Origin of the sequence: Streptomyces sp. NPDC058470 (assembly GCF_042721055.1) — a bacterium.
Lineage (GTDB): Bacteria > Actinomycetota > Actinomycetes > Streptomycetales > Streptomycetaceae > Streptomyces.
The window spans coordinates 1-24405 of record NZ_JBHXMF010000008.1; the positions used below are offsets into that span (position 1 = coordinate 1).

The following is a 24405-nucleotide window of genomic DNA, read 5'->3' on the forward strand; positions in this document are numbered from 1 at the left end:
CGCCTGGGAGGCGGGCACCCGCACCCCCACCCCCGGGGCGGGGCAGTTTGCGCCCCCTCCCGTACCTGGGGGCGGCTGGCCCCCAGACCCCCGCATCGGCCTGGACGGCCTTGTCCTCAAACGGCGGACGGGCTGAGAACTGGCCGCACAATGGAAGGGTGGACGAGCCGATACCCGTGACGCGGGACGTGGATCACGGGACCGCCAAGCTGATGCCGGACGTCGACCGGAAGCGGGCGTGGCTGCTGACGGTGGACGGGGCGCCGCAGTCGTATGTCGATCTGGACGAGCCGACGCATCTGGAGTTCGAGTACGCGCGCCGGCTCGGGCATGTGGTGGACACGGTCGCGGAACCGGGGCGGGCGCTGGACGTGCTGCACCTCGGCGGGGGCGCGCTCACCCTGCCGCGTTATGTCACCGCGACCCGGCCCGGGTCGCGGCAGGACGTGGTCGAGGCCGACGGCGGTCTGCTCTCCCTGGTCGTCGAGTACCTGCCCGTGTCCGACGGCGCGGCCATCGCGCTGCACGGTGCGGACGCCCGCGCCTGGATCGAAGCCGCCGCGCCCGACTCCGTCGACATCGTGATCGCGGACGTGTTCGGCGGCACTCGCGTCCCGGCGCATCTGACCTCCGTGGCGTACGCGCGGGCGGCCGAGCGGGTCCTTCGCGCCGACGGTGTCTACCTCGCGAACCTCGCCGACGCCGCGCCCTTCGGCTTCCTGCGCTCCCAACTGGCCACGTTCGCCACGGCTTTCGAGGAGCTGGCGCTGATCGCCGAACCCGGCGTCCGGCGCGGCCGCCGCTTCGGCAACGCGGTGCTCGTGGCCTCCCACCGTCCCCTCGACACCGCCACCCTCGCCCGCCGTACCGCCTCCGACGCCTTCCCGGCGCGCGTCGAACACGGCGCCGCGCTGCGGGAGTTCATCGGCGGCGCGAAGCCTGTACGGGACCAGGACGCGGTCCCCTCACCCGAGCCGCCCGACGGCGCCTTCAGCATCGGCTGACCCCGGGACGCGGTCCGGCGCGGCCACCCCCTGCGCCACCGCTTTCGTCCGCCGCGTCAGATTCCGTACGTCCGGAACGCACAGCACCGCCGCCGTGACCACGACGACGAGGACCGCGCAGCCCCACAGGGAGGCCGTACGGCCGAAGGCCACCTCCGCCGGGCCCGCCATTGCCGTGGCCAGTGGAACCATCGCGATCGACCCGAACCAGTCGTAGGCGGAGACACGCGAGAGCTTGTCCTCCGGGATCTCCTGGTGCAGCGCGGTCATCCATGAGACCCCGAACACCTCGATGGACAGACCGCTGACGAGCATCACCGCGCACAGCCAGCCCACCGGCAGGGGTACCGCGAGCGCGGCGGACGGGGCGGCGAGCGGAAAGACGCAGAGGGAGCCGGCGAGCAGGAGGCGGCGCGGTTTCCAGCGGGTCATCAGCAGTGCGCCGCCGACGGTACCGAGGTCGAACGCGCCGAGGGCGAGACCCCACGGGCCCGCCCCGCCGAGGCTGTCCCGGGCGACCAGCGGACCGTAGACCGCCTCGGCCGCGCCGACGACCGCGACGACCACGGAGAACTGAGCGACGATCGTCCACAGCCACGGCCGTCCGCTGAACTCCCGCCAGCCGTCGCGGAGATCGGAGAGCAGGCCGCCGCCTGGTTTGCGCGCCGGAATGTGGCTGACGTCGAGGAAAGCGCGCAGTGACCCGGCGACCGCGAACGCCAGCGCGTCCACGGCGAGCACCCAGCCGGGTCCGATCGCGGCCACCATCGCCCCGCCGAGGGCCGCGCCGCCAAGGCCGGCGCCGTGCATCGCCATCCGGAACATCGCGAAGGCGCGGCTCGCCTGGGGCCCGCTGACCGAGGACATCAGCATGCCCTCGGCCGCCGGGTTGAAGAACGCCTGCCCCGTGCCGCCGAGCGCGCTCAGCAGCATCATCTGCCACAGCTGCGGCTCTCCGGCGATGACCAGCGTCGCGAACGCCGCCTGCGAGACGCAGTTGAGGGTGTTGGCCGCCACCATCACCCGGTGGCGCGGCAACCGGTCCGCCACCGCGCCACCGATCAGCAGGAAGAGCACCAGCGGCAACGTCCGTGCCGCAGCCACCAACCCCACGTCACCGCCGTCGCCGCCCGTGTCGAGCACCGCGAACGCCGAGGCGATCAGGGCGCCCTGGCTGCCCAGGTTGGTGGCAATCGCGGCGGCGGTCAGCAGGGTGTAGTTCCGGCCGGCCCAGGAAGGGCGGCGCAGGCGTCGGGGGGAGTCGGCGGCAGAGGTCACCGGGCGACTATCCATGCCGGGGGTCCGGCTTGCCAAACCATTTGCCAGGCACCGGAGGGGAGAGGTAGGCACTGGTCGGGGGCGCTGTGTAAGGCCGTACGGAAATCTGTTCCGTATGGACCGCGGCTCACCGAGTCGGTACGTCGACACGGTGAGCCGCAATCCAGGTTCACTGCTCCCGCGGTCCCGACCTAACCCGTCGGCTCACCGTGCAGCCGTACCGTGCCGAGGATCTTCTGCACGGTCTCGTCCGAGACCTCCTCGGACACGCCCTTGGCTCCGTAGAGGGTCCAGGACACGAAGTCGTCGGCCGAGTTCTTGAAGGCGAAGGTGGTCGCCTTGCCGTCGGAGTCGCACTTGTCCTTCTTGGGGACGCCGGACGAGTACGTCGTCACGACGCTGCCCTTGATGCCCGAAGTCGTCGTGTACGCCTTCGGCTTGCCGATCGTGAGCAGTTTCTTCGAGGCGTCCTTCTGGTCCGTGTAGCCGCCGAAGACCCACCAGGCCGAGTCGTTCTGTGCGACGTCGTCGGTGTTCTTGGCGCCGCTCTGTCCCTTGGTGCCCACGGCCGCCAGCGCCGACTGCTCCTCGTAGCCGTCCTTGTCGGCGTCGGACGTGCACCACTTCTCCTGGAGGAACGCGGGGGCGGACATGCCGATCAGTACGGAACCGTCGCCCTTCTTGTCGTCCTCGAAGCCGACGAACGTACCGGGAGTCTGGACCTCCCAGTCCGCCGGTACGTCGAAGGCCGTGCCCCACTTGGGGTTGACGACGACCTTCCAGCCCGCGACCGTCGCCTGCTCCTCGTCGTCGCCCCGCGGGTTGTCGTCACCGCCGCTCGCGCTCGGCGACGTGGAGGCGGACGCCGAGGGGGACTTGGACGGGTCGCCGCCCGCGTTGTCGTCCTTGCCGCCGCCGAGGACGAGGTAGCCGGTGACACCGGCCGCGATCACGACGGCGGACGCCGCGACCATCGCCGTGATCTTGGTCTTGTTCCCGCCGCCGCCCGGACCGCCGGGTGCCTGAGGTGCCCCGAGCGGCACTGTGGGAGCTCCCCACTGCTGCTGCCCCGGCTGCTCTCCATGCGGGTTGGGCTGCGGATACCCCGTCTGCTGATATCCGGGCTGTTGGTACGGATTCGGCTGCTGGTACCCCGGCTGCTGGTACGGGTTCTGGTCCTGCGGGTTCTGCTCGCCCCCGGGCGGCTGCTGTCCTGGCCACATGGGGAGTCACCTTAGTGCCGCGTGTGACACGTTTCGGTCACTGCGTCTCGTCAGACATGTACCGGATCAGGCGCCTGACGGGGTGTCAGGGAGGTGGGCGGGCCGGATGGGGCTACTCTCCTGGCCGCACAGGAGGCGGAACGATCCTGCGAGCGGCCCAGGGTGCTGGTCAAGAGTTGCTACTCGTGGGTAACATGCGGGTATGAGCGCAGACCAGATGTCGATCGGCGAGATGCTCGCCGCCACCGTGCCGATGGCCCGGACCCTGAACCTCCAGTTCCTGGAGACCACGCCGGAGAAGGCCGTGGTGGCCCTGCCGGACCAGGACGACTACCACAACCATGTCGGCGGCCCGCACGCCGGAGCGATGTTCACGCTGGGGGAGTCGGCGAGCGGGGCGATCGTCCTCGCCGCGTTCGGGGACCAGTTGTCCCGCGCCGTACCGCTCGCCGTCCGCGCCGAGATCGCGTACAAGAAGCTCGCGATGGGGCCCATCACGGCCACCGCGACGCTCGGCCGTCCCGCCGTCGACGTCGTCGCCGAACTCGACGCCGGTCAGCGCCCCGAGTTTCCCGTCGCCGTTGCCATCCAGCGCGGGGACGGTGCGGTGACCGGTGAGATGACGGTCGTCTGGACGCTGCGCCCGAACAGCTGAGCCGAGCGTCGGGCCCGTCCCCGGACCTGTAACTGACCGGGCGGTAAGGGCGCCGGGCGGTTCTCAGCGGGCACGCCGCGGGCGGGGGAGCTGTGCCGGGTCGCCGTGGTCGTCGGGATGCGCACGGACGCCGAGCGGCACGACTGGGTGCTGGGCGCCGCAACCGTGTTGCTGGGAGCGTCGGCGCGGGACCTGCGGATGCGGACGACCCCGGAGATGAGCACGTCGTACGCCGCCCGGTCGTCGGCTCACCGCCCTCGCCACCGCCGGAGGGGATTGGCTCCCCTCCCTGGGCAACAGTTAGGCTCGCGAAGCCAAACAGAGACGCTGCCCGGCGCGCACTCGCTGCTCGCTTCGAACGCAGGGCGGGCGAAACGGGAGGAACCGGCGTTGCACGTCCAGGAATGGCTAGAGACGGTGCCCGCGGTGGCCATCTACGCGCTGGTCGGGCTGGTCATCGGCCTGGAGAGCCTCGGCATCCCGTTGCCCGGCGAGATCATCCTGGTCTCCGCGGCGCTGCTCTCCTCGCAGCACGCCGGGATCAACCCGGTCATCCTCGGGGCGTGCGCCACCGCGGGAGCGATCGTCGGCGACTCGATCGGCTACGCCATCGGCCGCAAGGGCGGTAGGCCACTCCTTGCCTGGCTGGGCGCCAAGTTCCCCAGGCATTTCGGCGAGGCGCACATCGCGACGGCCGAGCGGTCCTTCGAGAAGTGGGGCATGTGGGCCGTCTTCTTCGGCCGTTTCATCGCCCTGCTGCGGATCTTCGCGGGGCCCCTCGCGGGCGTGCTGAAGATGCCGTACTGGAAGTTCCTGATCGCCAACGTCCTCGGCGGGATCATCTGGGCCGGTGGCACCACCGCCGTCGTCTACTACGTGGGCGTGGTCGCCGAGGACTGGCTCAAGCGCTTCTCGTACTTCGGCCTGGTCGTCGCGGTGCTCATCGGGCTCGCCTCGATGCTGGTCGTGCGCCGCAAGGCGAAGAAGGCGACGGCTCGACACGAGGCGGCCGAGGTCGCCGAGGCGCCGCCCGTGCCGGCGCCGGCCGCCGACTGATTCACGCCGGGCCGGTGCGAGGTGGCGGAGCCGGCTGAGGGAGCGGGTGTGCGGGCGCCCGTTTCGGGACCGGTTCGCGCCCGGTCGGCGCGAGCGTCGGCTGGTTCACGCCGGGTCGGCGGGAGCTTGCCGAGTCGGCTGAGGCATCGGCCGTGTCGGTGCCTGTCGCCGACTGATTCACGTCGGGTCGGTGCGAGGTGGCGGAGCCGGCTGAGGGAGCGGGTGTGCGGGCGCCCGTTTCGGGACCGGTTCATGCCCGGTCGGCGCGAGCGTCGGCTGGTTCACGCCGGGTCGGCGGGAGCTTGCCGAGTCGGCTGAGGCATCGGCCGTGTCGGTGCCTGTCGTCGGCTGATTCACGTCGGGTCGGTGCGAGGTGGCGGAACTGGCTGAGGGATCGGCTGTGCCGACGTCCGTTGCGGACCGGTTCATGCCCGGTCGGCGCGAGCCGGCTGAAGCATCTGCTGTGTCCCGGTGCCCGCCGCCGACTGATTCCGACCGGACCGGACTCGGTCAGTTCCTCTCGTGCACCGCGCGGTGCGCCTTCGCCCGCTCGGCGTACCGTGTGCCGTTCAGTGAGATTCCCTCGCGCTCCTCGGCGGTCAGTTCCCGTCTGACCTTGGCCGGTACGCCGGCGACCAGCGAGCCCGGGGGCACGCGCATGCCCTGCGGCACCAGTGCCTGCGCGGCGACCATTGAACCGGCGCCGATCACCGCGCCGTTGAGGACCGTCGCGCCCATCCCGATCAGGCAGTCGTCCTCGAGGGTGGCGCCGTGGATCACCGCGTTGTGCCCGACCGAGACGCGCTCGCCGACGATGACGGGGAAGCCGGGGTCGACGTGGAGGGTGCAGTTGTCCTGGATGTTGCTGTCGGCGCCGATGATGATCGGGCCGGCTTCGGCACGCAGCACCGCGCCGTACCAGACGCTCGCCCCCGCGTGCAGGGTCACCTCGCCGATCACCACGGACATCGGCGCCGCGAACGCCTCAGGGTCCACCTTCGGCTCCTTGCCGCCGAACCCCGCGATCAGCGCCCGCTGCGTCATCACCGTCTCCTTCTCGTCGATTCACGGGCACCGTATGCCATCGATATGCCATCGGGTGCGGGCCCGGGTGGGGCGAAGATCACAGCCGTACGACCTCATCGGCGCACTGCGTGCTGAGTACCGTGAGCGGGTGCCCACGAACAGGAACACGTTCTCATCATGGCGGCGCCACCTGGCGCAGCGTGCCGTCCACGCGGGCTGGACCTGGGTGCAGCGCACGGGTGCGATCACCGCCGCGCACCCGGGACGGTTCCGCTTCGGCGCGATGGGAACAGGTACCAGACTGGCCTTCCCACTCGGCACGGTCTTCGGCGAACCCTGGATCCACCTCGGCTCCCACTGCATCGTCGGCGAACAGGTCACGCTGACCGCCGGCCTGATGCCCGACCTCGACCTCGGACCCGACCCGATCCTGCGCATCGGCGACGGCGTCGTGCTCGGCCGCGGCAGCCATGTCATCGCCGACACGACGGTCACCATCGGCAGCGACTGCTACTTCGGGCCGTATGTGTACGTCACGTCCACGAACCACTCGTACGACGATCCGCACATGCCCATCGGGAAACAGTGGCCGCGAATGGAGCCGGTGGAGATCGGGCCCGGCTGCTGGATCGGGACCGGCGCGGTGATCCTGCCGGGCGCGCGGATCGGGCGGAACGTGGTGGTGGCGGCCGGTGCGGTGGTACGAGGTGAGGTGCCGGACCATGCTGTTGTGGCAGGGGCCCCCGCCCGGGTCGTACGGCGCTGGGACGTGGTGGACGGATGGCAGCCTCCGCTCCGGACGCCGGCGCCGGTACCGATTCCCGACGGCGTGACACCGGAGCAGTTGTCGGCGCTGGCGGGACTCGACGAGGAGACGGCGGCACGTCTGGCGGAGCTGGACCTCGACCCTCAGGGTGCGCCCGGGGACGTACGCACCGAGACCTGACTCAGCCCGTCGCCAGCAGGACCGTGCCGACCAGGGCGAGGCCCGCACCCGCCGCCTGGACTCCGCGCAGCCGTTCGCTGAGGATGCCGCGTGCGGCCAGGGCGGTGACCACCGGATACAGCGAGGCGAGGACCGCGGCGACGGTGACCGGGCCGTGCTGGGCGGCGATCGAGTACGTGCCATTGGCCGCCACATCGGCGAGACCGACGAACGCGAGCGCCGGGAGCAGAACCCAGGGGAGACCGCCCTCGGGGAAGGCCTTGGCGCCGCGCTTCACCGAGATGCACAGGGCCGTGCCGCCCGCCGCCACATTGGTCACGCGCTGCACGAAGAGGGCGAGGAACAGGCCGCTGAGGTTCGTCGAGGCCTCCGCGATCAGCGACATCACCGCGCCGAAGCCGAAGGCGGCGAGGAGGGTGAGCAGTACCGCCTGCCTCTGGACGGGGGCGCCCTTGAGCTGCGGCCCACCCGCGAGCACGACCCCGACGACGGCGACCGCGATGCCCGCGAACTGGAGCAGCCCCGGACGCTCGCCCAGGACGAGACCCACGCCGACCGGTACGGCGACGCCCAGCGAGCCGAGCGGTGAGACCACGCCCATCGGGCCGAGCGCCAGCGCCTTGTAGAAGGAGAGCATCGCGACCGGACCGACCAGGCCCGCGGCCACCGCGAACCACAACTGCGGGCCGGCCTCGCTCCAGCCGCCGGTGGCGAGCACGACCACGCCGAGGACGGCGGCCGCGATCGTCTGCGAGGCGACGACCACCGAGAGGGCGGGCACACGTCGGGTCAGCAGACCTCCGCCGAAGTCCGCCATGCCCCACAGGAGGCTGGTGGCCAGGGCGAAGAGTGCTGTCATGAGGTGCCTCGCAGTACAGTTTGGTGAACAATCTGGTGCACCACACCATAGTTCAATGAATTGAACTCTGTCATTCATAATATTGGACGGAATGTGTCGGACCTCGACCTGCTGACCCAGTCCCTGGCGCGCAACGTCAAGCGCTGGCGCACCGAGCGCGGCTTCACCCTGGACGCGCTCGCCGCCCGTGCCGGAGTCAGCCGCGGCATGCTCATCCAGATCGAGCAGGCCAGGACCAACCCCAGCCTCGGCACCGTCGTCAAGATCGGTGACGCGCTCGGCATCAGCATCACCACCCTCCTCGACTACGAACAGGGCCCCAAGGTCCGGATCGTCCCGGCCGACCAGGCCGTACGGCTGTGGCACACCGACGCCGGCAGTTACAACCGGCTTCTCGCGGGCACCGAGGCGCCGGGACCGCTGGAGATGTGGGACTGGCGGCTGATGCCCGGCGAGGGCAGCCCGTCCGATCCGCACCCCACCGGCACGGTCGAACTCCTCCATGTCACGGCGGGCGAGCTGACCCTCACGGTCGACGGCATCGAGCATCGCGTACCGGCAGGCGCCAGTGCCTCCTTCGAGGCCAACACCCCTCACACGTACGGCAATGACAGTGACGCACCGATGGAAATGATCATGACCGTGTCGGTGCCGGGCGTGCACCGGGACACCTGACCGAGGGTCCACGCGCGGCTGTTAGCGTGCGATCATGCGCGCACCGATCGGACACTTCGACAACGCCACGCCCGCCCCCGACTGCCTCGGCGAACTCACCCGCCCGGTCGCCGACGCCGTACGCGACTGGAGCGGTGACATCCCCGCCGACCAGATCGTCTACGTCGACACGGACCCCGCCTGGGCCGACACCGCGACCTTCCTGGAGCACTACGGCAAGGAACTGCTCGACCAGTCCGCCAACTGCGTGGTCGTCGCGGGCAAGCGCGGCGGCGAGACCACGCTCGCCGCGTGTGTCGTCCTCTCCGCGACCCGCGTCGACGTCAACGGCGCGGTCCGCCGCCAACTCGGCGCCCGCAAGGCCTCGTTCGCGCCGATGGACATCGCGACCGGGGAGACCGGAATGGAGTACGGCGGCATCACACCCATCGGACTCCCCGGCGACTGGCCGGTATTGGTGGACTCGGCGGTCGTCGAGCTGCCGTATGTGCTGGTGGGGAGCGGGCGGCGGCGCGGAAAGCTGCTGGTGCCGGGGAAGGCGTTCGCGGAACTGCCCAATGTGGTGGTGCTGGAGGGGCTCGGCGTCGCCTGACGCTGGGTCAGGCGGTGGCGTGATGTGCCAGCGTCAGATGGGGGTCGCTCTCGCCCGGAGCCGGGGCCGGATCGGCGTGGACCAGGGCCGCGGTGAGCTTCGGTACGGCGTGCAGCAGGGCGTGTTCGGCCTCGACGGCGATGTCGTGGGCCCGGCGCACACTCACCTCGCCGTCGACCACGACCGCCACCTCGGCGCGCAGCCGGTGCCCGATCCAGCGCAGCCGCAGCTCACCCACCCCGTGCACACCCGGCACCTCGCGCAGCGCCTCCTCGGCCCGGTCGACCATCGCCGGGTCGACCGCGTCCATCACGCGCCGGAACACCTCGCGTGCGGCGTCGCGCAGCACCAGCAGGATCGCGGCCGTGATCGCCAACCCCACCAGCGGGTCGGCGAGTTGCCAGCCGAGCGCCGCGCCGCCCGCGCCCACCAGGACGGCCAGTGAGGTGAATCCGTCCGTACGGGCGTGGAGTCCGTCCGCCACCAGTGCGGCGGAGCCGATCTCGCGGCCGACGCGGATGCGGTGGCGGGCAACCCATTCGTTGCCGAGGAAGCCGATGACCGCGGCGACGGCGACGACCGGGATGTGGTGCATCGGCCGGGGGTTGAGAAGCCGGTCGACCGCCGTCCAGGCCGCGAAAGCGGCGGACGCGGCGATCGTCAGCACGATCACGATGCCCGCGAGGTCCTCCGCCCGGCCGTAGCCGTAGGTGAAACGTCGCGTCGCCGCGCGGCGGCCCAGTACGAAGGCGATCCCGAGCGGCACGGCGGTGAGGGCGTCCGCCGCGTTGTGCACCGTGTCGCCGAGCAGTGCGACCGACCCCGAGAGCACGACAACGACCGCCTGCGCGGCGGCGGTTGCGCCGAGAACGACTAGGGAGACCCAGAGCGCGCGCATGCCTCTTGCCGATGACTCCAGGGCGGCGTCGAGTTTGTCGGCGGCTTCGTGGGAGTGGGGGGTGAGGAGGTGGCGTAGGCGGTGCGGGAAGTGGCGGGGGTGGGAGTTGCCCTCGGTGCGGTCGTGGGTGTGAGGCTGGCCATGAGGGTGGCTGTGGCTGCGGTCGTGATCGTGGGTGTGACCCTGGCCATGCGGGTGGCTGCGGCTGTGGTCGTGGGTGTGCTCGTCGCTCACGTGGGTCCCTCTCCGGTGCGCGGGAGTGGACGCGGCGCCGTCCACGGAGCCATTATGTGCGTATGAGCGCACGCATGCACCTATCACCTGCACATGATGCGCATCCGCGCACCCCTGCCGAGGAACAGTTCGCGCTCGCGGCGGAACTTCTCGCACTGCTGGGTGACCGGACTCGCCTCGCCCTGCTGCATGCCCTGACGGGCGGAGAAGCGGACGTCACCACACTGACGGAGGCCTGTGGGGCCGCCCGTCCCGCCGTCAGCCAGCACCTGGCCCGGCTCCGTCTCGCCGGGCTCGTGAACACCCGGAAGGAAGGTCGTCGGGTGATCTACTCACTCGGCGACGGTCATCTGCGCCGGGTGGTCGACGAGGCGCTGAGCCTCGCAGACCACCGCCTCAACGACCGGCCGGTTCACGACTGAGAGTGCTGCGACCGGCCTGTTCACGGCTGAGATTGCTACGACCGGTCGGGTTCACGACTGAGATTGCTACGACCGGGTCGGCGTACGCGTCAGAAGACGTGGGCGGTGTCGTCCTCGCCCTCCTCCAGCAGGTTCGCCGCCGCGCCCACGATGCTCGGGTCGGGGCTGCCGACGACCTCCACATCCTTGTCGGTGTAGTCGAAGCGGGCGAGGACGCTGCGCATGGCCTCGACGCGGGCCCGCTTCTTGTCGTTGCTCTTCACCACGGTCCAGGGCGCCTGTTCGGTGTCCGTCTCGCGGAACATGGCGACCTTGGCGGCGGTGTAGTCGTCCCAGCGGTCCAGCGAGGCCAGGTCCATGGGGCTCAGCTTCCACTGCCGTACGGGGTCGACCTGGCGGATGGTGAAACGGGTGCGCTGCTCGCCCTGTGAGACCGAGAACCAGAACTTGATCAGGTCCACACCGTCGTCGACCAGCATCCGCTCGAACGCGGGCGCCTGTCGCATGAAGCGCCGGTACTCGTCGTCCGTGGCGAAGCCCATGACACGCTCGACGCCGGCCCGGTTGTACCAGGACCGGTCGAACATCACTATCTCGCCCGCGGTCGGCAGATGCTCCACGTACCGCTGGAAGTACCACTGCCCGCGCTCGCGCTCGGTCGGCTTCTCAAGGGCCACGACCCGTGCGCCACGCGGATTGAGGTGCTCGGTGAACCGCTTGATGGTGCCGCCCTTGCCGGCCGCGTCCCGTCCTTCGAAGACGATGACGAGCCGTCGCCCGGACTCCTTTATCCAGCTCTGCAGCTTCAGCAGTTCTATCTGCTGGAGGCGCTTGTGCCAGTCGTACTCCTTGCGCTCCATGCGCTCGGGGTAGGGGTAGTTCTCCCGCCAGGTATCTACCGGGCTGCCGTCAGGGCGGATCAGCACGGGGTCGTCGTGGTCGCTGTAGTCGACCCGCATCCCCGCCATCAGTGGCGTCATGTCAGCCTTCCCTTCTCCCGGTGCGTGAGTGCCAGTGCCAGTGCCCAGCTCAAGTGTCTGACGTCAGTGGAACTGCGGCACGATCAGGTAGATCCCGTACGCCACCACGGCCGCGCAGGCCAGGAAGCAGAGCCCGGCCTGGGCGAACCCCAAGGTGTCGGTGCCGTCGCCCTCACGCGCGGACTCGACGCGGGCGAGGCCCAGCACGCCGAGGGCGAAGACGATGACCACCGCGACGGTGACTCCCGTACTCACCGCGGCTACCTCGCCGAGTGCGCTCCAGTCGAGATGCATGTCCAGAACTCCCCGTGGTTAGGCGGCCGTGCCGACATCGGCCGGCGTCGTGCTGCGGATGGTGACCTCGTGGGCGTCGTTCACGTTTTTGGCGCTCACCGGGTTGCGGCGTGAGGCGATCACGATGACCGCGGCGACGGCCAGGGCGACGAGTGCGATCACCGCGGTGCCGAGGTTCCCGCCGTGCTTCACGACGCTCGCGGAGACCCCGCCGACCAGCGCGGCGGCGGGCAGGGTGACCATCCAGGCGATCACCATGCGGCCCGCGGTGCCCCAGCGGACCTCAGCCAGACGCCTGCCCAGACCGGCGCCGAGAATGCCGCCCGAGCAGACCTGTGTGGTGGAGAGCGCGAAACCCAGGTGGGCCGAGGTGAGGATCACCGTCGTGGAGGCGGCCTCGGCGGCGAAGCCCTGGGGTGACTGGATGTCGGTGAGGCCCTTGCCCATGGTGCGGATGATCCGCCAGCCGCCGATGTAGGTGCCGAGCCCGATGGCCAGACCGGCCGAAGCGATCACCCACACCGGGGGACCGGCGTTGTGGCCCAGCGCCCCGGCCGAGATCAGGGTCAGTGTGATCACGCCCATCGTCTTCTGCGCGTCATTGGTGCCGTGCGCCAGCGAGACCAGCGAGGCCGAGGCGATCTGACCGAGCCGGAATCCCTCGGTCACCGACTTCTCGCGGGCTCGTGCGGTGATCCTGTACGCGAAGTAGGTGGCCAGCAGAGCGGCGATGCCCGCCACGAGGGGCGAGGCCACGGCCGGGATCAGGATCTTCTGGACCACCATGTCGAAGTGCACGCCGCGCTCACCCGCGCCGACCCACACCGCCCCGATCAGCCCGCCGAACAGGGCGTGCGAGGAACTGGACGGAAGCCCGACGAGCCAGGTCATCAGATTCCACAGGATCGCCCCGACCAGTCCCGCGAAGATCATGCCCGGCGTGACCAGGGTGTCGTCGACGATGCCGCCGGAGATCGTCTTGGCGACCTCGGTGGAGAGGAAGGCTCCGACGACGTTCAGGACGCCGCTGATCAGGACCGCTGTGCGCGGTTTGAGCGCACCGGTGGCGATGGACGTGGCCATCGCGTTCGCCGTGTCATGGAATCCGTTGGTGAAGTCGAATGCCAGCGCAGTGACGATGACGACCGCCACGAGGAACGTGATGTGGTCCATTCTTCGATGGAAGCAATCGCATCTGTACACGTGGCTAACCTGAGGCAAAGCCCGAGTATGGCCGAGTAAAGGTGAACATCTGTTTGCGGTCGTCTCGCTCCACGTCGGGCTGTCGCCGAGCCGGGTGCCTGCCGTGATCGTCAGTCGGTGATCAGGATGGCGGCATGCCCGACTGCGCCGCTCCGGACGTACCGAACTCGCCCATCACGTCGTGGGCGCGGGCGAACCGCTGCTCTGCCTGCCCGGTGGCCCGATGCGCGCCTCCGCCTCCCTCGGTGATCTCGGCGGACTGTCGAGCCATCGCCCGCTGATCGTGCTTGATCTGCGGGGCACCGGCGCCTCCGGCACTCCGGCCGACCCGGCGACGTACCGCTGCGACCGGCAGGTCACCGACGTCGAGGCCCTCCGCGCGCACCTCGGGCTTGAGCACATCGATCTTCTCGCCCACTCGGCGGGCGGGCGGCGACCTGGCCCTCCTCTACGCGGCCCGGCCCCCGGGGCGAGTCCGCACCCGCACGCTCATCACCGGCCGAGCGCGCGCCCTGGGCGTCGACGTGCCGAGGAGCACCGCCCGGAGGGGCCGCGCTGCGAGAGGACGAGCCATGGTTCGCTGATGCGAACGAATCCTGCGAGCGGATCCGGGCCGGCTCCGTGGCCGACGCCGACGGGGATGCCGTCGCGCCGTTCTTCTACGGCCATGGGGACACGCAAGCTCAGGCGCACGCCGCGACCGACGTCGAGCAGTCCAACGAAGAGGCCACGGACCTGTACGCGTCTCCTGGCGCCGTCGACCCGGACAAGAGCCCGCGCTGTCGTCGCCGTGGGGGAGCGCGGGTTCTGGTCCTCGCGGGCGAAGGACCGTGGCCCGCTTCCCCGCGTGGCCGCCTCGATCGCCGTTGTTCCGCGAGGCGGAGACAGTCGTAATGCCGGGCGCCGGTCACTTTCCGTGGCGCGCCGACCCTCGCCGCTTCACGGAGGCCGTCACCACGTTCCTCGGCGAGGAGCACTGACTCCTCAGGCCAGCCGCAGGTCGATCCACTGGATGGCGTCTCCCGGCAGCGAGTACCGCTCGATTTCGACGAACCCGTGCTTCTCGGCGAACCGCAGCCCGTCCTCGTTGGAGGCCAGGACGACGGTCTCGATCACTTCGGCTCCCCCCGCGCGTGCCTGGTCGAGGCCATGTGTGTAGAGCTGCTCGCCGAAGCCCTGACCACGGTGTTCGGCGAGTACCCGGGCGATCACCGTGGCGGTGGCGGTGTCGTCCGTGGGCGGACGTACCGTCGTGCAGCCGACCAGGGCGTCGCCGAGGTAGGCGACCTCAAGGTGGTAGCGCCCGACGCGTTCCCGGACGTCGTCGAGGGACAGGGCGGCGGGCGGGACGATCACATTGTGGACGTGCTGCCAGTCCTTGAGACGGGCGTCGTCGTCCGGCTGCTCGATACGAAGGGTGGACACCGGAGCAGGGAACCCGTGAGGGCGACGGGTGTCAACTGATTTCGCCGCTCAAGGCAGTTGGGGGTCGGCGCAGCCGGCCGTCGAAGACGTTCACGACATCGCCCTGGACAGTGCCCGCAGGCGCGATTCCGTTTCGTATGGACGTGTCCCCGTGTCCCCGTGTCCCCGTGTCCCCGTTACCTCGTGTCCCGGGCCGGTCAGCCGAGTCGTGGGATCTCGATGGCCGGGCAGCGGTCCATGACCATGTCGAGGCCGGCTGCGCGGGTGCGGTCGTACGCGGCTTCGTCCACGACGCCGAGTTGGTACCAGACAGCCTTGGCGCCGATGGTGATCGCCTCGTCGGCGATGGGCCCGGCGAGGTCGCTGTTGACAAACACGTCGACGACGTCGATATCGAAGGGGATCGCTTCCAGGGAGGAATATCCCAGCTCGCCGTGGACCGTCTCCGCCTTCGGATGCACGGGCACGATGCGCTTGCCGAAGCGCTGGAGGACATCGGCGACGCCATATGCCGCACGCCGCTGGTTCGACGACAGACCGACGATCGCCCAGGTGTCGCCGAGCTCGGTGAGGATCTTGCGGATCGTTGCTGGGTCGCCGTACACGCTCGGCCTCCTTGGGATTCGTGCAAAGGCTGCTGCGCCCAAGAACAGCGGGCGGAGCGCGGTAATTCCTCGCGGTCACCGCCGGCGGCGACGAGTTGCTGCGGAGCCGGTGTCGGAGATGTCAGGACAGTACTGGGCACCAGGGTTCGTCGATTGCAATTCCGCCAGTGTTCACGGACAGCCACTGGACAGGAATTGCCGGACCCGGTTGCGTGGGGATGTGGGGTCCACGTGAGGCCGACTGACTCCACAAAGGGCGGGACGGTTGGAGGCGCCACGAATTTGCTGATCCCGACGCCCGGTTTCAGCCGATCTGCGGTCGGGTGCACGTCGCCTGGGCACGTATCAAGACAGCCACTTGGGTCGCCGACCTCTACAACGCCGGGCGGCTGCACATCATGTGCGGATTCAAGATTCCGACGTCATCCATCTTCCCGTCGGCGACGGCGAGTTCTTGTACTTGGCGGCGGTCGTGGACTGCTCCTCGCGCCGCCTCGCCGGGCGGTCATCGACGACCGCATTGCGCACCGAACTGGTCGCCGACGCGCTCAAGGCTGCCGCGGTCACCCGCGGCAGCCTGTCCGGCGCCAACTTCCACACCGACCCGCTGGTCACCGGATACAACACCGCACGACGGCACTTGGCAGCCGCACAGATGTCTCCCGGCGACCGAACTCGCATCAACCGCCGGCACACTTGGCGCGCAGCGATACGAAATGGTGTCCATTTCTGCAGGGGAAAGGCCTCCCTCGCCGTCGGTTGGTGGGCGTGGCCGACACGTTCGAGAAACGGATGGGCCCTACGGTCCGGCATCGGTCCCGAGTTTCGCCAGGCGGGTCAGGGCGGGCAGAGCCGCAGCGATCGCCTGTCGCTCCGTGGCCGTCAACTGGTCGATCAGCGGGATCAGATGACGGCCCCGGTCCTCGTGCCGGACGTGGCCGATCTTTCGGCCGGAGTCGGTGATGTGGACGAGGACGGCGCGTCCATCCGCCGGGTCGGAGCGGCGTTCCACGAGACCGTCGCGTTCGAGGCGGGTGACCAGTTGGGTGAGTCCTGGCTGGCTGATCTGCTCGGTTCTGGCCAACTCGGTAAGCCGCTTGGGACCGCTGTGGGCCAGTGTGTCCAGCACGGACAGTGTCGTGAACGACAGCTTCTGCACCGCGGGAAGCCGGATGTAGTAGCGGTTGAAGTTCTCGATCGCCCTGGTGAGGTCACCGACATCCAAGTCCGTGTTCATGTGAGAACGCTGCGTAGAAGGCACTCTGGAAATGTATCGCAGACTTATATAAGCTCGTTATCGATCGCATGCCGGCGCCTCGTCCAGGTGCACGGTTTGCATTGCACCTCGGCGCAACGGCGCGTCAACGGACTGGTAGAGCGCTAGGTGAGGAACACACCAATGTCTGTGCGGATCGGGATCAACGGCTTCGGGCGCATCGGTCGCAACGTCTTCCGTGCGGCGGCGGCTCGGACTTCGGAGCTGGAGATCGTCGCCGTCAACGACCTGGGCGACGTGCCCACGATGGCTCACCTGCTCGCCTATGACTCGATTCTGGGACGCTTCCCCGAGGAGATCACCGCCGAGCCGGGCGCGATCCGCGTGGGTGACCGGACGGTCAAGGTCCTCGCCGAGCGCGACCCGGGCGCCCTGCCCTGGGGTGACCTGGGAGTGGACATCGTGATCGAGTCCACCGGCATCTTCACCGACGCCGCGAGGGCGCGCTCACATGTCGACGGCGGAGCGAAGAAGGTCATCATTGCCGCTCCGGCCAGTGGCGAGGACATCACGGTGGTGCTGGGCGTCAACGACGGTGCCTATGACCCCGAGCGCCACACCATCATTTCCAACGCCTCCTGCACCACCAACTGTCTCGCCGTACTGGCCAAGGTGCTGCACGACGCCGTCGGCATCGACTCCGGCATGATGACCACGGTCCACGCCTACACGCAGGACCAGAACCTCCAGGATGCCCCGCACACGGACCTGCGCCGGGCCCGCGCCGCGGCCCTGAACATCGTGCCCACCTCCAGTGGCGCCGCCAAGGCCATCGGCCTCGTCCTGCCGGAACTCGCCGGTCGGCTGGACGCCTTCGCCCTGCGGGTGCCCGTCCCCACCGGCTCGGTCACCGACCTCACCGTCGTCACCAGCCGTGGCACCACTGTGGACGAGGTGAATGAGGCGTACGCAGCGGCGGCCTCGGGACCTTACAAGGGCTTGCTGTCCTCCGTGGACGCGCCGTTGGTCAGCACCGACATCGTGGGCGACCCGGCCTCCTGTGTCTTCGACGCCGGGCTCACCCGGGTGTCCGGCCCGCAGGTCAAGGTCGTCGGCTGGTACGACAACGAGTGGGGCTACTCGAACCGCCTGATCGACCTGGCACTGCTCGTCGGGTCGTCCTTGTAGTTTCTCGCCGACCCGGGGTCTGCACCGTCCGCACGTCAGCAACAGTCGTCCGCCGAAACGGCGGCCGCCGCTTCGGCGCTCCGTGGACCGGCGCGCCCGCACCCGACGCCACCGATGCCGTCGCCGTGCCCGTATACCCGACGAATGCCCTGCACGACGCCACTTCCTGCACGACGCTCGCGAGGAAAGACGAAATGAACGAACTTCCGCGATTACCTTTCGACAACCCCGCCATCCTCGGCATCGCGCCCCAGATGCGCGCACTGCAGCAGGACGGACCGATCGCCAGGGTGCGGACCGCCGGTGAGGATGCCTGGCTGGTCACCCGCTACGACGAGGTGAAGGCACTACTCGCCGACCGTCGACTCGGTCTCAGCAATCCCCACCCGGAGACGTCGGTCAAGAGCGCGGCCAGGAGCTTCATGATGGCGCTGATGGCCGGGGACGACTACGACACCGAGGCCACCAACCATCCGCAGATGCGCGAGTTGCTCGTGCCCCGGTTCTCCACGCGCCGGATGCGCCTGATGAAGACCCGGATCGAGCACCACGTGGACGACCTGCTCGACCAGTTGGCCGTCGGCACTTCGCCGGTCGACCTGCACCACGCGCTGTCGTTCCCGTTGCCGACCATGGTGGTCTGCGATCTGCTCGGCGTGCCGTTGGCCGACCGGGAGCGGTTCGGGCAGTGGGCGAGAGGCACATTCGACCAGAGCGACAACCAGCACTCGGCGAACACCTTTCAACAGGTCGTCGACTACATGATGGAACTGGTGGCGCGCAAGCGAATCGAGCCGGGCGACGACATCCTGTCCGAGCTGATCGCCGAGAAGGACGGCGCACTGTCCGACGCGGAGATTGCCCAGCTGGGTAACGCCGTGCTGCTGTTCGGTTACGAGACCACCATCGTGCGCATCGACCTGGGCGTCCTGCTGCTGCTGCGGAATCCGGCTCAGCGTGCCCTGCTGGTCGAGAAGCCCGAACTCGCACCGGCCGCGGTCGAGGAGATCCTGCGCCTGGCCGTCGGCGGCAAGGGATCCAACGCGCTGATACCCCGCTACGCGCACAGCGACATCACCGTCGGCAGGACAGTGATCCGCACCGGAGACGCGGTGATGCTGGCCATCGGCGCGGCCAACATCGACGGCCGGGCGTTCCCCGACGGAGACCTGTTCGACGTGGACCGGGTCAAGCCCAAGTCGCACATGGCATTCGGGCACGGCACCCGGCACTGCATCGGCCGCGTGCTGGCCCGGATCGAGCTGACCGCGGTGTTCGAGCGGCTGTTCCGCAGACTGCCCAACCTACGGCTCGCGGTACCCGAGGAGTCACTGCGCTGGCAGGAGCACCGGATCACCGGCGGGTTCGACGAACTCCCCATCATCTTCTGAGTGGTATTGCACGAGGGACAACACAGCCGTCCGCCGTTCATGGTCACAGGCGGTAGGAACCGCACGATCCAAGCCATCGGCCCGCCCGGATGTTTGGCGCTCCTCCCCCCCACGCACAGACGTCACGAGGACAAGAAACCATGACGGACACTTTCAGCGACTACGTCGACTGCACGCCTCTTCTCGACGACCGTGAGGCCCTGGACCGGTTCTACGACGAGCACGGCTACCTCTATCTGCGTGGCGCTCTGGACCGTGAACTCGTGCGGACCGCCGCCGAGCAGATGCTCGAGGGCCTGATAGCACTCGGCCACGCCGCCCCCGGCACCACGCTCGACACCCTCACCATCGACTCCTTCGAGGCGGTGGACGAGGTGGCGATGCACGACTACGTCAAGTACGACGACCTGTGGAACCACCCCTCGACCCTCAAGGTCTGGGAGAAGGCCCTCGGCGAGCCCGTCTTCGTCTTCAAGTCGACGACGATCCGCTACTACCCCTCCGCCGCGGGCTCCGCGGATCCGAGCTTCCTGACGCCGCTGCACCAGGACGGCTTCTACATCGGCCCGAACAAGGACTTCCGAACCGCCTGGACGCCGCTGCTCGCGACGACCCGTGGCATAGGTGGCGTCGCCGTCGCCGACGGCAGCCACAAGAAGGGCCCGCGCGAGCACGTCGTCACCGAGAAATTCCGCCGCTTCGGCCACGCCGTGCGCGGTATCCCTGCGGAGGAGTTCGGCGCGGACGAGCAGCTGTTGTTCTCGCCCATGGAACCGGGCGACGTGCTCATCTTCCACGCCTTCATGTGTCACAAGTCCATCCCGAACGTCTCGGCGGACCCGGCCGGCATGCGGATGTCGATGGACACCCGTATCCAGCCCGCTTCCTCGCACCGCGGGTTCAACTCCCTGACCCCCTGGCCGGAGTCCGCGAAGGACGCCTCCAAGGGAATCCTGTCGAAGATCACCGGCACCCCCACCACCACCGAGTGACGTTGTCACCCCCGCACCCGCTTCAACCGTCCCCCCACGAACGCCTGGTAGGCAGCGCATGACGAAACGCGAGGGTCTCCCCCCTCTGAAGGAGCCCAACGCGACCCCGGAGACCTCGGGCGGCACGGAACCAGCCGCCGAGGGACTCAGCGGCATCGCCCTCGTGGTGGTGCTCACGGGATACGCCCTGTCCATCGTCGACGCCTCCATCGTCAATGTGGCGCTGAGCTCGATCAGTGACGACCTGCACGGCGGCGCCGCCGCACTGGAGCTGGTGGTGTCCGGCTACGGCCTCACCTACGCCCTCGGCCTGGTGCTGGGCGGACGGCTGGGCGATGCCTTCGGCAGACGGCGCCTGTACGCCTACGGACTCGCGGCGTTCACCATCACCTCGGCGCTGTGCGGACTCGCCCCGACCATCGAGTTCCTCGTCGTGGCCCGCCTCGCGCAGGGCGCGGCCGCCGCCATGCTCGTACCGCAGGTGCTGGCTACGATCCAGGCGGTCACCCAGGGCCAGGCGCGGGCCCGTGCGATCGGCATGTACGGCGCGACCGCGGGCCTCGGCATGGTCACCGGGCAGATCCTGGGCGGGCTGCTGGTCTCACTGGACGTCGCCGGTCTCGGCTGGCGGTCGGTCTTCGTGATCAATGTGCCGATCGGAGTGGCCGCGCTGCTGGCCGTCCGGCGGGTGCCCGCGACCAGGGCCGACGCGAAGCCGGGCTTCGACCCGCTGGGCACCGTGCTGTTCGGTGTCGCCATGGTCTGTGTCCTGGCCGTGGTCGTGGCGGGTCCCGACCTGGGCTGGCCGCTGTGGCTGTGGTCGTCGCTCGTGGTCGCCGCGGCGGCGGCGCTGGCGCTGGCGCGGGTCGAACGCGGACTGGAGGCGCGGGGCGGCTCACCACTGCTGTCCCCGTCGGTGCTGTCCCATCCGGGGATGCGCCAAGGGCTGGCGGCGATGGTGCCGTTCTCGGCCGGCTTCGGCGCCTTCCTGTTCGTCTACGCGCTGGTTGCGCAGGGTCACTTCGGCCTCGACGGGCTCGCCTCCGGCGCGGGACTGGCGCCGTTCGCCGTGGCGTTCTTCGTGGTGGCGCGGTTCACCCCGAAAATCGCCGCGGCCCTGGGCGGCCGGATCGTCACCCTGGGCAGCCTCGTCCAGGGCGCGAGCCTGCTGCTGCTGGCGCTGGTGGTCTGGCTCGGCTGGCCGCATCCCTCCCTGGCGCTCGTGCTCGTCGGGATCGCCTTCTTCGGCGTGGGCGCGGCACTGATCGGCCCCACACTGTTCCGGATGATCCTCGCCGACGTACCCTCCGCGCAGGCCGGCATGGGCAGCGGTGTGCTGGTGACCAGCCAGCAGATGGCGACGGCGCTGGGTGCGACCGTCGGCGGAACCCTCTACATCTCCCTGGCCGATTCGCTGTCGACGGCGTCGGCAGCCGTGCTCGTCCTCGCCCTGTTGGCGTGTTTCTCGGTGATCGTTCTCGTGATCAGCCTGAAGCTCCCCGACCCCAGCTGACACCCGCCTCCCTCGAACGGCGCGATCTGATCCAGACCTTCTCGTTGGCAACGGTGCGCCGTCCTTCGGCGTACCCGCGCGCAGAAGCGGAGACAGCCAGGTGCACTTACAGACAAGGACAGCCGTGGTGACCGGCGCGGCCAGCGGCATCGGCCTCGCCCTCACTGCCCGCTTCGCAGGGGCCGGCGTGAGCGTGGTCATGGCGGACGTCGAAGGCGACGCACTGCACCGCCGGGCCGCCGAACTCACCGCACAGGGCGCTCAGGTCACCGCCGTGACCGCCGACCTGACCGACCCGGACGCCGTCGAACGGCTCACGGACACGGCGTTCGACGTGCTCGGCGACATCGACGTGGTGTGCAACAACGCCGGGGTCCTCGGCCCCGTGGGACAGCCCCTGTGGGAGGTGCCGCTGGAGCGGATGCGGCAGGTCTTCGAGGTGAACCACTGGGCGCACGTCCTGGTGGCCCGCGCCTTCGTCCCCCGGCTGCTGGAGCACGGCAGGCCCGCCCATCTGATCCACACCGCCTCGATGTCCGCCTTCGTCGTCGGCGCGGGCAGCGCCGCCTACGCCGCCTCCAAGCACGCCGACCTCGCCGTCGCGCGCAGTCTGCGCGCCGATCTGCGGGGCACCGCGGTCCGGGTGTCGGTGCTGTGCCCCGGCCGGGTCGACACCCCCATGGTCCAAGGACTGACGGCCCCGCGCGGCGCGGGCGGCGACACCTCGGTGAGCGCCGAGGACGTCGCCGGACTCGTGTGGGAGGCCCTCGGCTCCGACCGCTTCTACCTCTTCAGCAACTCCGACGCCCCACTGCGGCTGCGCGATCAGTTCGACGACGTAGGGCGTCATGTCTCCCTTCCGCCCCCTTCCCCCGAGGAGGAGCTGTGGCCCGCGCCGAAAGCGACGACCGTAGCGACGAAGCACTGACCATCGACCTGGAAGCGGTGAGGGAGAAATACCGGCAGGAACGCGACAAGCGCGGCGTCGGTCGCACCTACCAGTTCGCGCGCGGTGACTTCAGCCGCTACGCGAAGGACCCCTACACCGAGTGGCAGGAGCGCGAACCGCTCACCGACGAGGTGGACGTCGCCGTCGTCGGCGCCGGCATCGGCGGCCTGCTGACCGGCGCCCATCTGCGCAAGGCGACCGGCCTGGAGCGCATCCGGCTGATCGACGAGGCCGGCGACGTCGGCGGCACCTGGTACTGGAACCGCTTCCCCGGCGTCCGGTGCGACGTCGAGAGCTACATCTACATGCCGCTGCTCGAAGAGATCGGCACGATACCCACCGAGAAGTACTCCACCGGGCCCGAGATCTTCGCCCACCTCCAACAGATCGCCCACCGGTACGACCTCTACCGCGACGCCCTCTTCCAGACCACCGTCACCGAGCTGCGCTGGGACGAGGCCGCCGGGAACTGGCTGGTGAGCACCGACCGCGGCGACCTGATCCGGGCCCGGTACGTGGCCATGTCGATCGGTCTGATGCACCGCCCCAAACTCCCCGGGCTGCCCGGCCTGGAGACGTTCGCCGGGCACTCCTTCCACACCAGCCGCTGGGACTTCGACTACACCGGCGGCGACAGCACCGGCGGCCTGACCAAGCTGAAGGACAAGAAGGTCGGTGTCATCGGCACCGGCTCGACGACCATCCAGCTCGCCCCGCACCTCGCCGAGTGGGCCGAGCAGCTCGTCCTCTTCCAGCGCACCCCGGCCGCGGTCGACGTCCGAGGCAACCGGCCCACCCCGTCCGAATGGGCGGACAGTCTCGAACCGGGCTGGCAGCAGTTCCGGATGGAGAACTTCCACGCGCTGACCTCCGGCGTCCCGCAGGACGAGGATCTGGTCCAGGACCGCTGGACCCAGACCACGGCCAAGCTGGCTGCCGCGATCCTGCCCACCGGCGACACCGGAGGCGACCCGAAGGAGCGGGCGCTCGCAGCCGAGCGGGCGGACTTCCTCAAGATGGAGGAGCTGCGCGCCCGTATCGACAGCGTTGTCACCGACCCCGCGACCGCCGCCGCGCTCAAGCCGTACTACCGCGTGTACTGCAAGCGGCCCTGCTTCCACGACGGCTACCTACAGACCTTCAACCGGCCCAACGTGACCCTGGTCGACACCCAGGGGCAGGGCGTGGAGCGGCTCACCCCGGCCGGGGTGGTCGCGAACGGCCGGGAGTACCCGGTCGACTGCCTGGTCTTCGCCACCGGCTACGAGCACGAGTTCGCCGTCCCGTACACCGACCGTGCCGGTTACGACATCGTCGGCCGCGACGGCCTGAAGCTGTCGGAGAAGTGGGCGGACGGGGCGCACACCTTGCACGGACTCCAGGTGAATGGTTTCCCCAACTGCTTCATCCTGTCCAAGATCCAAGCCGGCCGGCACGTCAACATCGCCTACATGCTGGGCGAGCAGACCCGGCACCTCGCGCACATCGTCAAGTCCGTCGAGGAGCGCGGCCACCAGGTCGTGGAGGCGTCCGAGGCCGGCGAGAAGGAATGGGTCAAGGAGATCCTCCGGCTCGCCACGAACGGCATCGACTTCCTGGAGAACTGCACGCCCGGCCTCTACAACAACGAGGGCGACCCGAGCGGACTGCCCCTGCTCAACGCCAGCTACGGCGGCGGCTCGGTGGAGTTCGTGAACATCCTCAGGCGCTGGCGCGAGGCCGGCGACCTCGCCGGACTCGAACTGCGCTGACCACCCCCACTCTTCTGCGAAAGGCGGCAA

Annotated in this window: 24 protein-coding genes and 2 pseudogenes; 15 read left to right on the forward strand and 11 right to left on the reverse strand. The window is 69.5% G+C overall.

Features of this window, described 5'->3' with window-relative positions; genetic code table 11:
- Positions 1-158 precede the first annotated feature (158 nt).
- On the forward strand, positions 159-1004 hold the full coding sequence (locus tag ACFWP7_RS07855; protein ID WP_384377722.1) for a spermidine synthase: 846 nt from the start codon (positions 159-161) through the stop codon (positions 1002-1004).
- Here the strand turns inward: ACFWP7_RS07855 and ACFWP7_RS07860 are convergent.
- Both ACFWP7_RS07860 and ACFWP7_RS07865 read right to left on the reverse strand, forming a co-directional pair.
- On the reverse strand, positions 966-2297 hold the full coding sequence (locus tag ACFWP7_RS07860) for an MFS transporter (RefSeq protein ID WP_384377725.1): 1332 nt from the start codon (positions 2295-2297) through the stop codon (positions 966-968). The two genes, ACFWP7_RS07855 and ACFWP7_RS07860, sit on opposite strands and share 39 nt — an antisense overlap.
- Positions 2298-2473: 176 nt before the next feature.
- Entirely contained in the window at positions 2474-3505 is a 1032-nt protein-coding gene (locus ACFWP7_RS07865; protein WP_384377728.1) for a hypothetical protein, read from the reverse strand.
- Between the two features lie 217 nt (positions 3506-3722).
- On the opposite strand from ACFWP7_RS07865, the gene ACFWP7_RS07870 reads away from it, so the two are divergent.
- Both ACFWP7_RS07870 and ACFWP7_RS07875 read left to right on the forward strand, forming a co-directional pair.
- Positions 3723-4160, forward strand: a complete 438-nt coding sequence (locus ACFWP7_RS07870; protein ID WP_384378239.1) for a DUF4442 domain-containing protein — start codon at positions 3723-3725, stop codon at positions 4158-4160.
- Between the two features lie 390 nt (positions 4161-4550).
- Complete coding sequence (locus tag ACFWP7_RS07875) at positions 4551-5216, forward strand: DedA family protein (RefSeq protein ID WP_384377731.1); 666 nt, start codon at positions 4551-4553, stop codon at positions 5214-5216.
- A gap of 510 nt (positions 5217-5726) precedes the next feature.
- Here ACFWP7_RS07875 and ACFWP7_RS07880 read toward each other — a convergent pair.
- Positions 5727-6260, reverse strand: coding sequence for a gamma carbonic anhydrase family protein (locus ACFWP7_RS07880; RefSeq protein WP_384377734.1), 534 nt, complete (start codon positions 6258-6260; stop codon positions 5727-5729).
- 130 nt (positions 6261-6390) lie between these two features.
- On the opposite strand from ACFWP7_RS07880, the gene ACFWP7_RS07885 reads away from it, so the two are divergent.
- Positions 6391-7188 (forward strand): acyltransferase, encoded by a 798-nt coding sequence (locus tag ACFWP7_RS07885; RefSeq protein ID WP_384377737.1) that lies wholly within the window; start codon positions 6391-6393, stop codon positions 7186-7188.
- Position 7189: 1 nt separating this feature from the next.
- On the opposite strand, the gene ACFWP7_RS07890 is transcribed toward ACFWP7_RS07885, so the two are convergent.
- Positions 7190-8047, reverse strand: coding sequence for an EamA family transporter (locus tag ACFWP7_RS07890; protein WP_384377740.1), 858 nt, complete (start codon positions 8045-8047; stop codon positions 7190-7192).
- Positions 8048-8140: 93 nt separating this feature from the next.
- Here ACFWP7_RS07890 and ACFWP7_RS07895 point away from each other — a divergent pair, with 93 nt between their 5' ends.
- Complete coding sequence (locus tag ACFWP7_RS07895; protein ID WP_384377743.1) at positions 8141-8722, forward strand: XRE family transcriptional regulator; 582 nt, start codon at positions 8141-8143, stop codon at positions 8720-8722.
- A 34-nt stretch (positions 8723-8756) separates the two neighbouring features.
- Complete coding sequence (locus tag ACFWP7_RS07900) at positions 8757-9314, forward strand: YbaK/EbsC family protein (RefSeq protein ID WP_384377746.1); 558 nt, start codon at positions 8757-8759, stop codon at positions 9312-9314.
- 7 nt (positions 9315-9321) lie between these two features.
- On the opposite strand, the gene ACFWP7_RS07905 is transcribed toward ACFWP7_RS07900, so the two are convergent.
- Positions 9322-10446, reverse strand: a complete 1125-nt coding sequence (locus ACFWP7_RS07905; protein WP_384377749.1) for a cation diffusion facilitator family transporter — start codon at positions 10444-10446, stop codon at positions 9322-9324.
- Positions 10447-10508: 62 nt separating this feature from the next.
- Between ACFWP7_RS07905 and ACFWP7_RS07910 the strand changes: the two genes are divergently transcribed.
- Positions 10509-10868: an ArsR/SmtB family transcription factor gene (locus tag ACFWP7_RS07910; protein WP_384377752.1), complete on the forward strand. Its 360-nt coding sequence runs from the start codon at positions 10509-10511 to the stop codon at positions 10866-10868.
- Positions 10869-10957: 89 nt separating this feature from the next.
- Here ACFWP7_RS07910 and ppk2 read toward each other — a convergent pair whose 3' ends face one another.
- From ppk2 to ACFWP7_RS07925, 3 genes are all read right to left on the reverse strand, one after another.
- The gene (ppk2, locus tag ACFWP7_RS07915) at positions 10958-11848 is read right to left on the reverse strand and encodes a polyphosphate kinase 2 (protein WP_384377755.1); all 891 of its coding nucleotides are present in this window, start codon (positions 11846-11848) and stop codon (positions 10958-10960) included.
- Between the two features lie 63 nt (positions 11849-11911).
- On the reverse strand, positions 11912-12142 hold the full coding sequence (locus ACFWP7_RS07920; RefSeq protein WP_384377757.1) for a hypothetical protein: 231 nt from the start codon (positions 12140-12142) through the stop codon (positions 11912-11914).
- Positions 12143-12160: 18 nt separating this feature from the next.
- Positions 12161-13315, reverse strand: coding sequence for an anion permease (locus tag ACFWP7_RS07925; RefSeq protein WP_384377760.1), 1155 nt, complete (start codon positions 13313-13315; stop codon positions 12161-12163).
- Between the two features lie 253 nt (positions 13316-13568).
- Here ACFWP7_RS07925 and ACFWP7_RS07930 point away from each other — a divergent pair.
- A pseudogene (locus ACFWP7_RS07930) lies at positions 13569-13715 on the forward strand (alpha/beta hydrolase); the annotation flags it as partial.
- 614 nt (positions 13716-14329) lie between these two features.
- Here ACFWP7_RS07930 and ACFWP7_RS07935 read toward each other — a convergent pair.
- Both ACFWP7_RS07935 and ACFWP7_RS07940 read right to left on the reverse strand, forming a co-directional pair.
- A complete protein-coding gene (locus ACFWP7_RS07935; protein ID WP_384377763.1) occupies positions 14330-14770 on the reverse strand; it encodes a GNAT family N-acetyltransferase in 441 nt (146 codons plus the stop codon).
- A 197-nt stretch (positions 14771-14967) separates the two neighbouring features.
- Positions 14968-15375 (reverse strand): CoA-binding protein, encoded by a 408-nt coding sequence (locus ACFWP7_RS07940; protein WP_384377766.1) that lies wholly within the window; start codon positions 15373-15375, stop codon positions 14968-14970.
- Between the two features lie 418 nt (positions 15376-15793).
- On the opposite strand from ACFWP7_RS07940, the pseudogene ACFWP7_RS07945 reads away from it, so the two are divergent.
- A pseudogene (locus ACFWP7_RS07945) lies at positions 15794-15979 on the forward strand (DDE-type integrase/transposase/recombinase); the annotation flags it as partial.
- 195 nt (positions 15980-16174) lie between these two features.
- Here the strand turns inward: ACFWP7_RS07945 and ACFWP7_RS07950 are convergent.
- Positions 16175-16612, reverse strand: a complete 438-nt coding sequence (locus ACFWP7_RS07950; protein WP_384377769.1) for a MarR family winged helix-turn-helix transcriptional regulator — start codon at positions 16610-16612, stop codon at positions 16175-16177.
- Positions 16613-16774: 162 nt separating this feature from the next.
- On the opposite strand from ACFWP7_RS07950, the gene gap reads away from it, so the two are divergent.
- The 6 genes from gap to ptlE all read left to right on the forward strand — a co-directional run bounded on the left by gap (position 16775) and on the right by ptlE (position 24375).
- Positions 16775-17779: a type I glyceraldehyde-3-phosphate dehydrogenase gene (gap, locus tag ACFWP7_RS07955; RefSeq protein ID WP_384377772.1), complete on the forward strand. Its 1005-nt coding sequence runs from the start codon at positions 16775-16777 to the stop codon at positions 17777-17779.
- Positions 17780-17973: 194 nt separating this feature from the next.
- Positions 17974-19170: a pentalenolactone synthase gene (penM, locus tag ACFWP7_RS07960; RefSeq protein ID WP_384377775.1), complete on the forward strand. Its 1197-nt coding sequence runs from the start codon at positions 17974-17976 to the stop codon at positions 19168-19170.
- Between the two features lie 140 nt (positions 19171-19310).
- Positions 19311-20162 carry a 1-deoxypentalenic acid 11-beta-hydroxylase gene (gene ptlH / locus ACFWP7_RS07965; RefSeq protein WP_384377778.1) on the forward strand — a complete coding sequence of 284 codons (852 nt, stop codon included), beginning with the start codon at positions 19311-19313 and terminating at the stop codon, positions 20160-20162.
- A 58-nt stretch (positions 20163-20220) separates the two neighbouring features.
- Complete coding sequence (locus ACFWP7_RS07970; protein ID WP_384377781.1) at positions 20221-21675, forward strand: MFS transporter; 1455 nt, start codon at positions 20221-20223, stop codon at positions 21673-21675.
- A 127-nt stretch (positions 21676-21802) separates the two neighbouring features.
- A complete protein-coding gene (ptlF, locus tag ACFWP7_RS07975) occupies positions 21803-22603 on the forward strand; it encodes a 1-deoxy-11-beta-hydroxypentalenate dehydrogenase (protein ID WP_384377784.1) in 801 nt (266 codons plus the stop codon).
- Positions 22561-24375 carry a neopentalenolactone/pentalenolactone D synthase gene (ptlE, locus tag ACFWP7_RS07980; protein WP_384377787.1) on the forward strand — a complete coding sequence of 605 codons (1815 nt, stop codon included), beginning with the start codon at positions 22561-22563 and terminating at the stop codon, positions 24373-24375. Before ptlF ends, ptlE begins: the two co-directional genes overlap by 43 nt.
- Positions 24376-24405 lie beyond the last annotated feature (30 nt).

Coding starts and splice junctions, on each gene's coding strand:
- penM (WP_384377775.1), top strand. CDS start 17,974: ATGAACGAACTTCCGCGATTACCTTTCGACAACCCCGCCATCCTCGGC.
- ACFWP7_RS07900 (WP_384377746.1), top strand. CDS start 8,757: ATGCGCGCACCGATCGGACACTTCGACAACGCCACGCCCGCCCCCGAC.
- ACFWP7_RS07870 (WP_384378239.1), top strand. CDS start 3,723: ATGTCGATCGGCGAGATGCTCGCCGCCACCGTGCCGATGGCCCGGACC.
- gap (WP_384377772.1), top strand. CDS start 16,775: ATGTCTGTGCGGATCGGGATCAACGGCTTCGGGCGCATCGGTCGCAAC.
- ACFWP7_RS07920 (WP_384377757.1), bottom strand. CDS start 12,142: ATGCATCTCGACTGGAGCGCACTCGGCGAGGTAGCCGCGGTGAGTACG.
- ACFWP7_RS07970 (WP_384377781.1), top strand. CDS start 20,221: ATGACGAAACGCGAGGGTCTCCCCCCTCTGAAGGAGCCCAACGCGACC.
- ACFWP7_RS07880 (WP_384377734.1), bottom strand. CDS start 6,260: ATGACGCAGCGGGCGCTGATCGCGGGGTTCGGCGGCAAGGAGCCGAAG.
- ACFWP7_RS07860 (WP_384377725.1), bottom strand. CDS start 2,297: ATGGATAGTCGCCCGGTGACCTCTGCCGCCGACTCCCCCCGACGCCTG.
- ACFWP7_RS07950 (WP_384377769.1), bottom strand. CDS start 16,612: ATGAACACGGACTTGGATGTCGGTGACCTCACCAGGGCGATCGAGAAC.
- ptlH (WP_384377778.1), top strand. CDS start 19,311: ATGACGGACACTTTCAGCGACTACGTCGACTGCACGCCTCTTCTCGAC.
- ACFWP7_RS07890 (WP_384377740.1), bottom strand. CDS start 8,047: ATGACAGCACTCTTCGCCCTGGCCACCAGCCTCCTGTGGGGCATGGCG.
- ACFWP7_RS07925 (WP_384377760.1), bottom strand. CDS start 13,315: ATGGACCACATCACGTTCCTCGTGGCGGTCGTCATCGTCACTGCGCTG.
- ACFWP7_RS07865 (WP_384377728.1), bottom strand. CDS start 3,505: ATGTGGCCAGGACAGCAGCCGCCCGGGGGCGAGCAGAACCCGCAGGAC.
- ppk2 (WP_384377755.1), bottom strand. CDS start 11,848: ATGACGCCACTGATGGCGGGGATGCGGGTCGACTACAGCGACCACGAC.
- ACFWP7_RS07910 (WP_384377752.1), top strand. CDS start 10,509: ATGAGCGCACGCATGCACCTATCACCTGCACATGATGCGCATCCGCGC.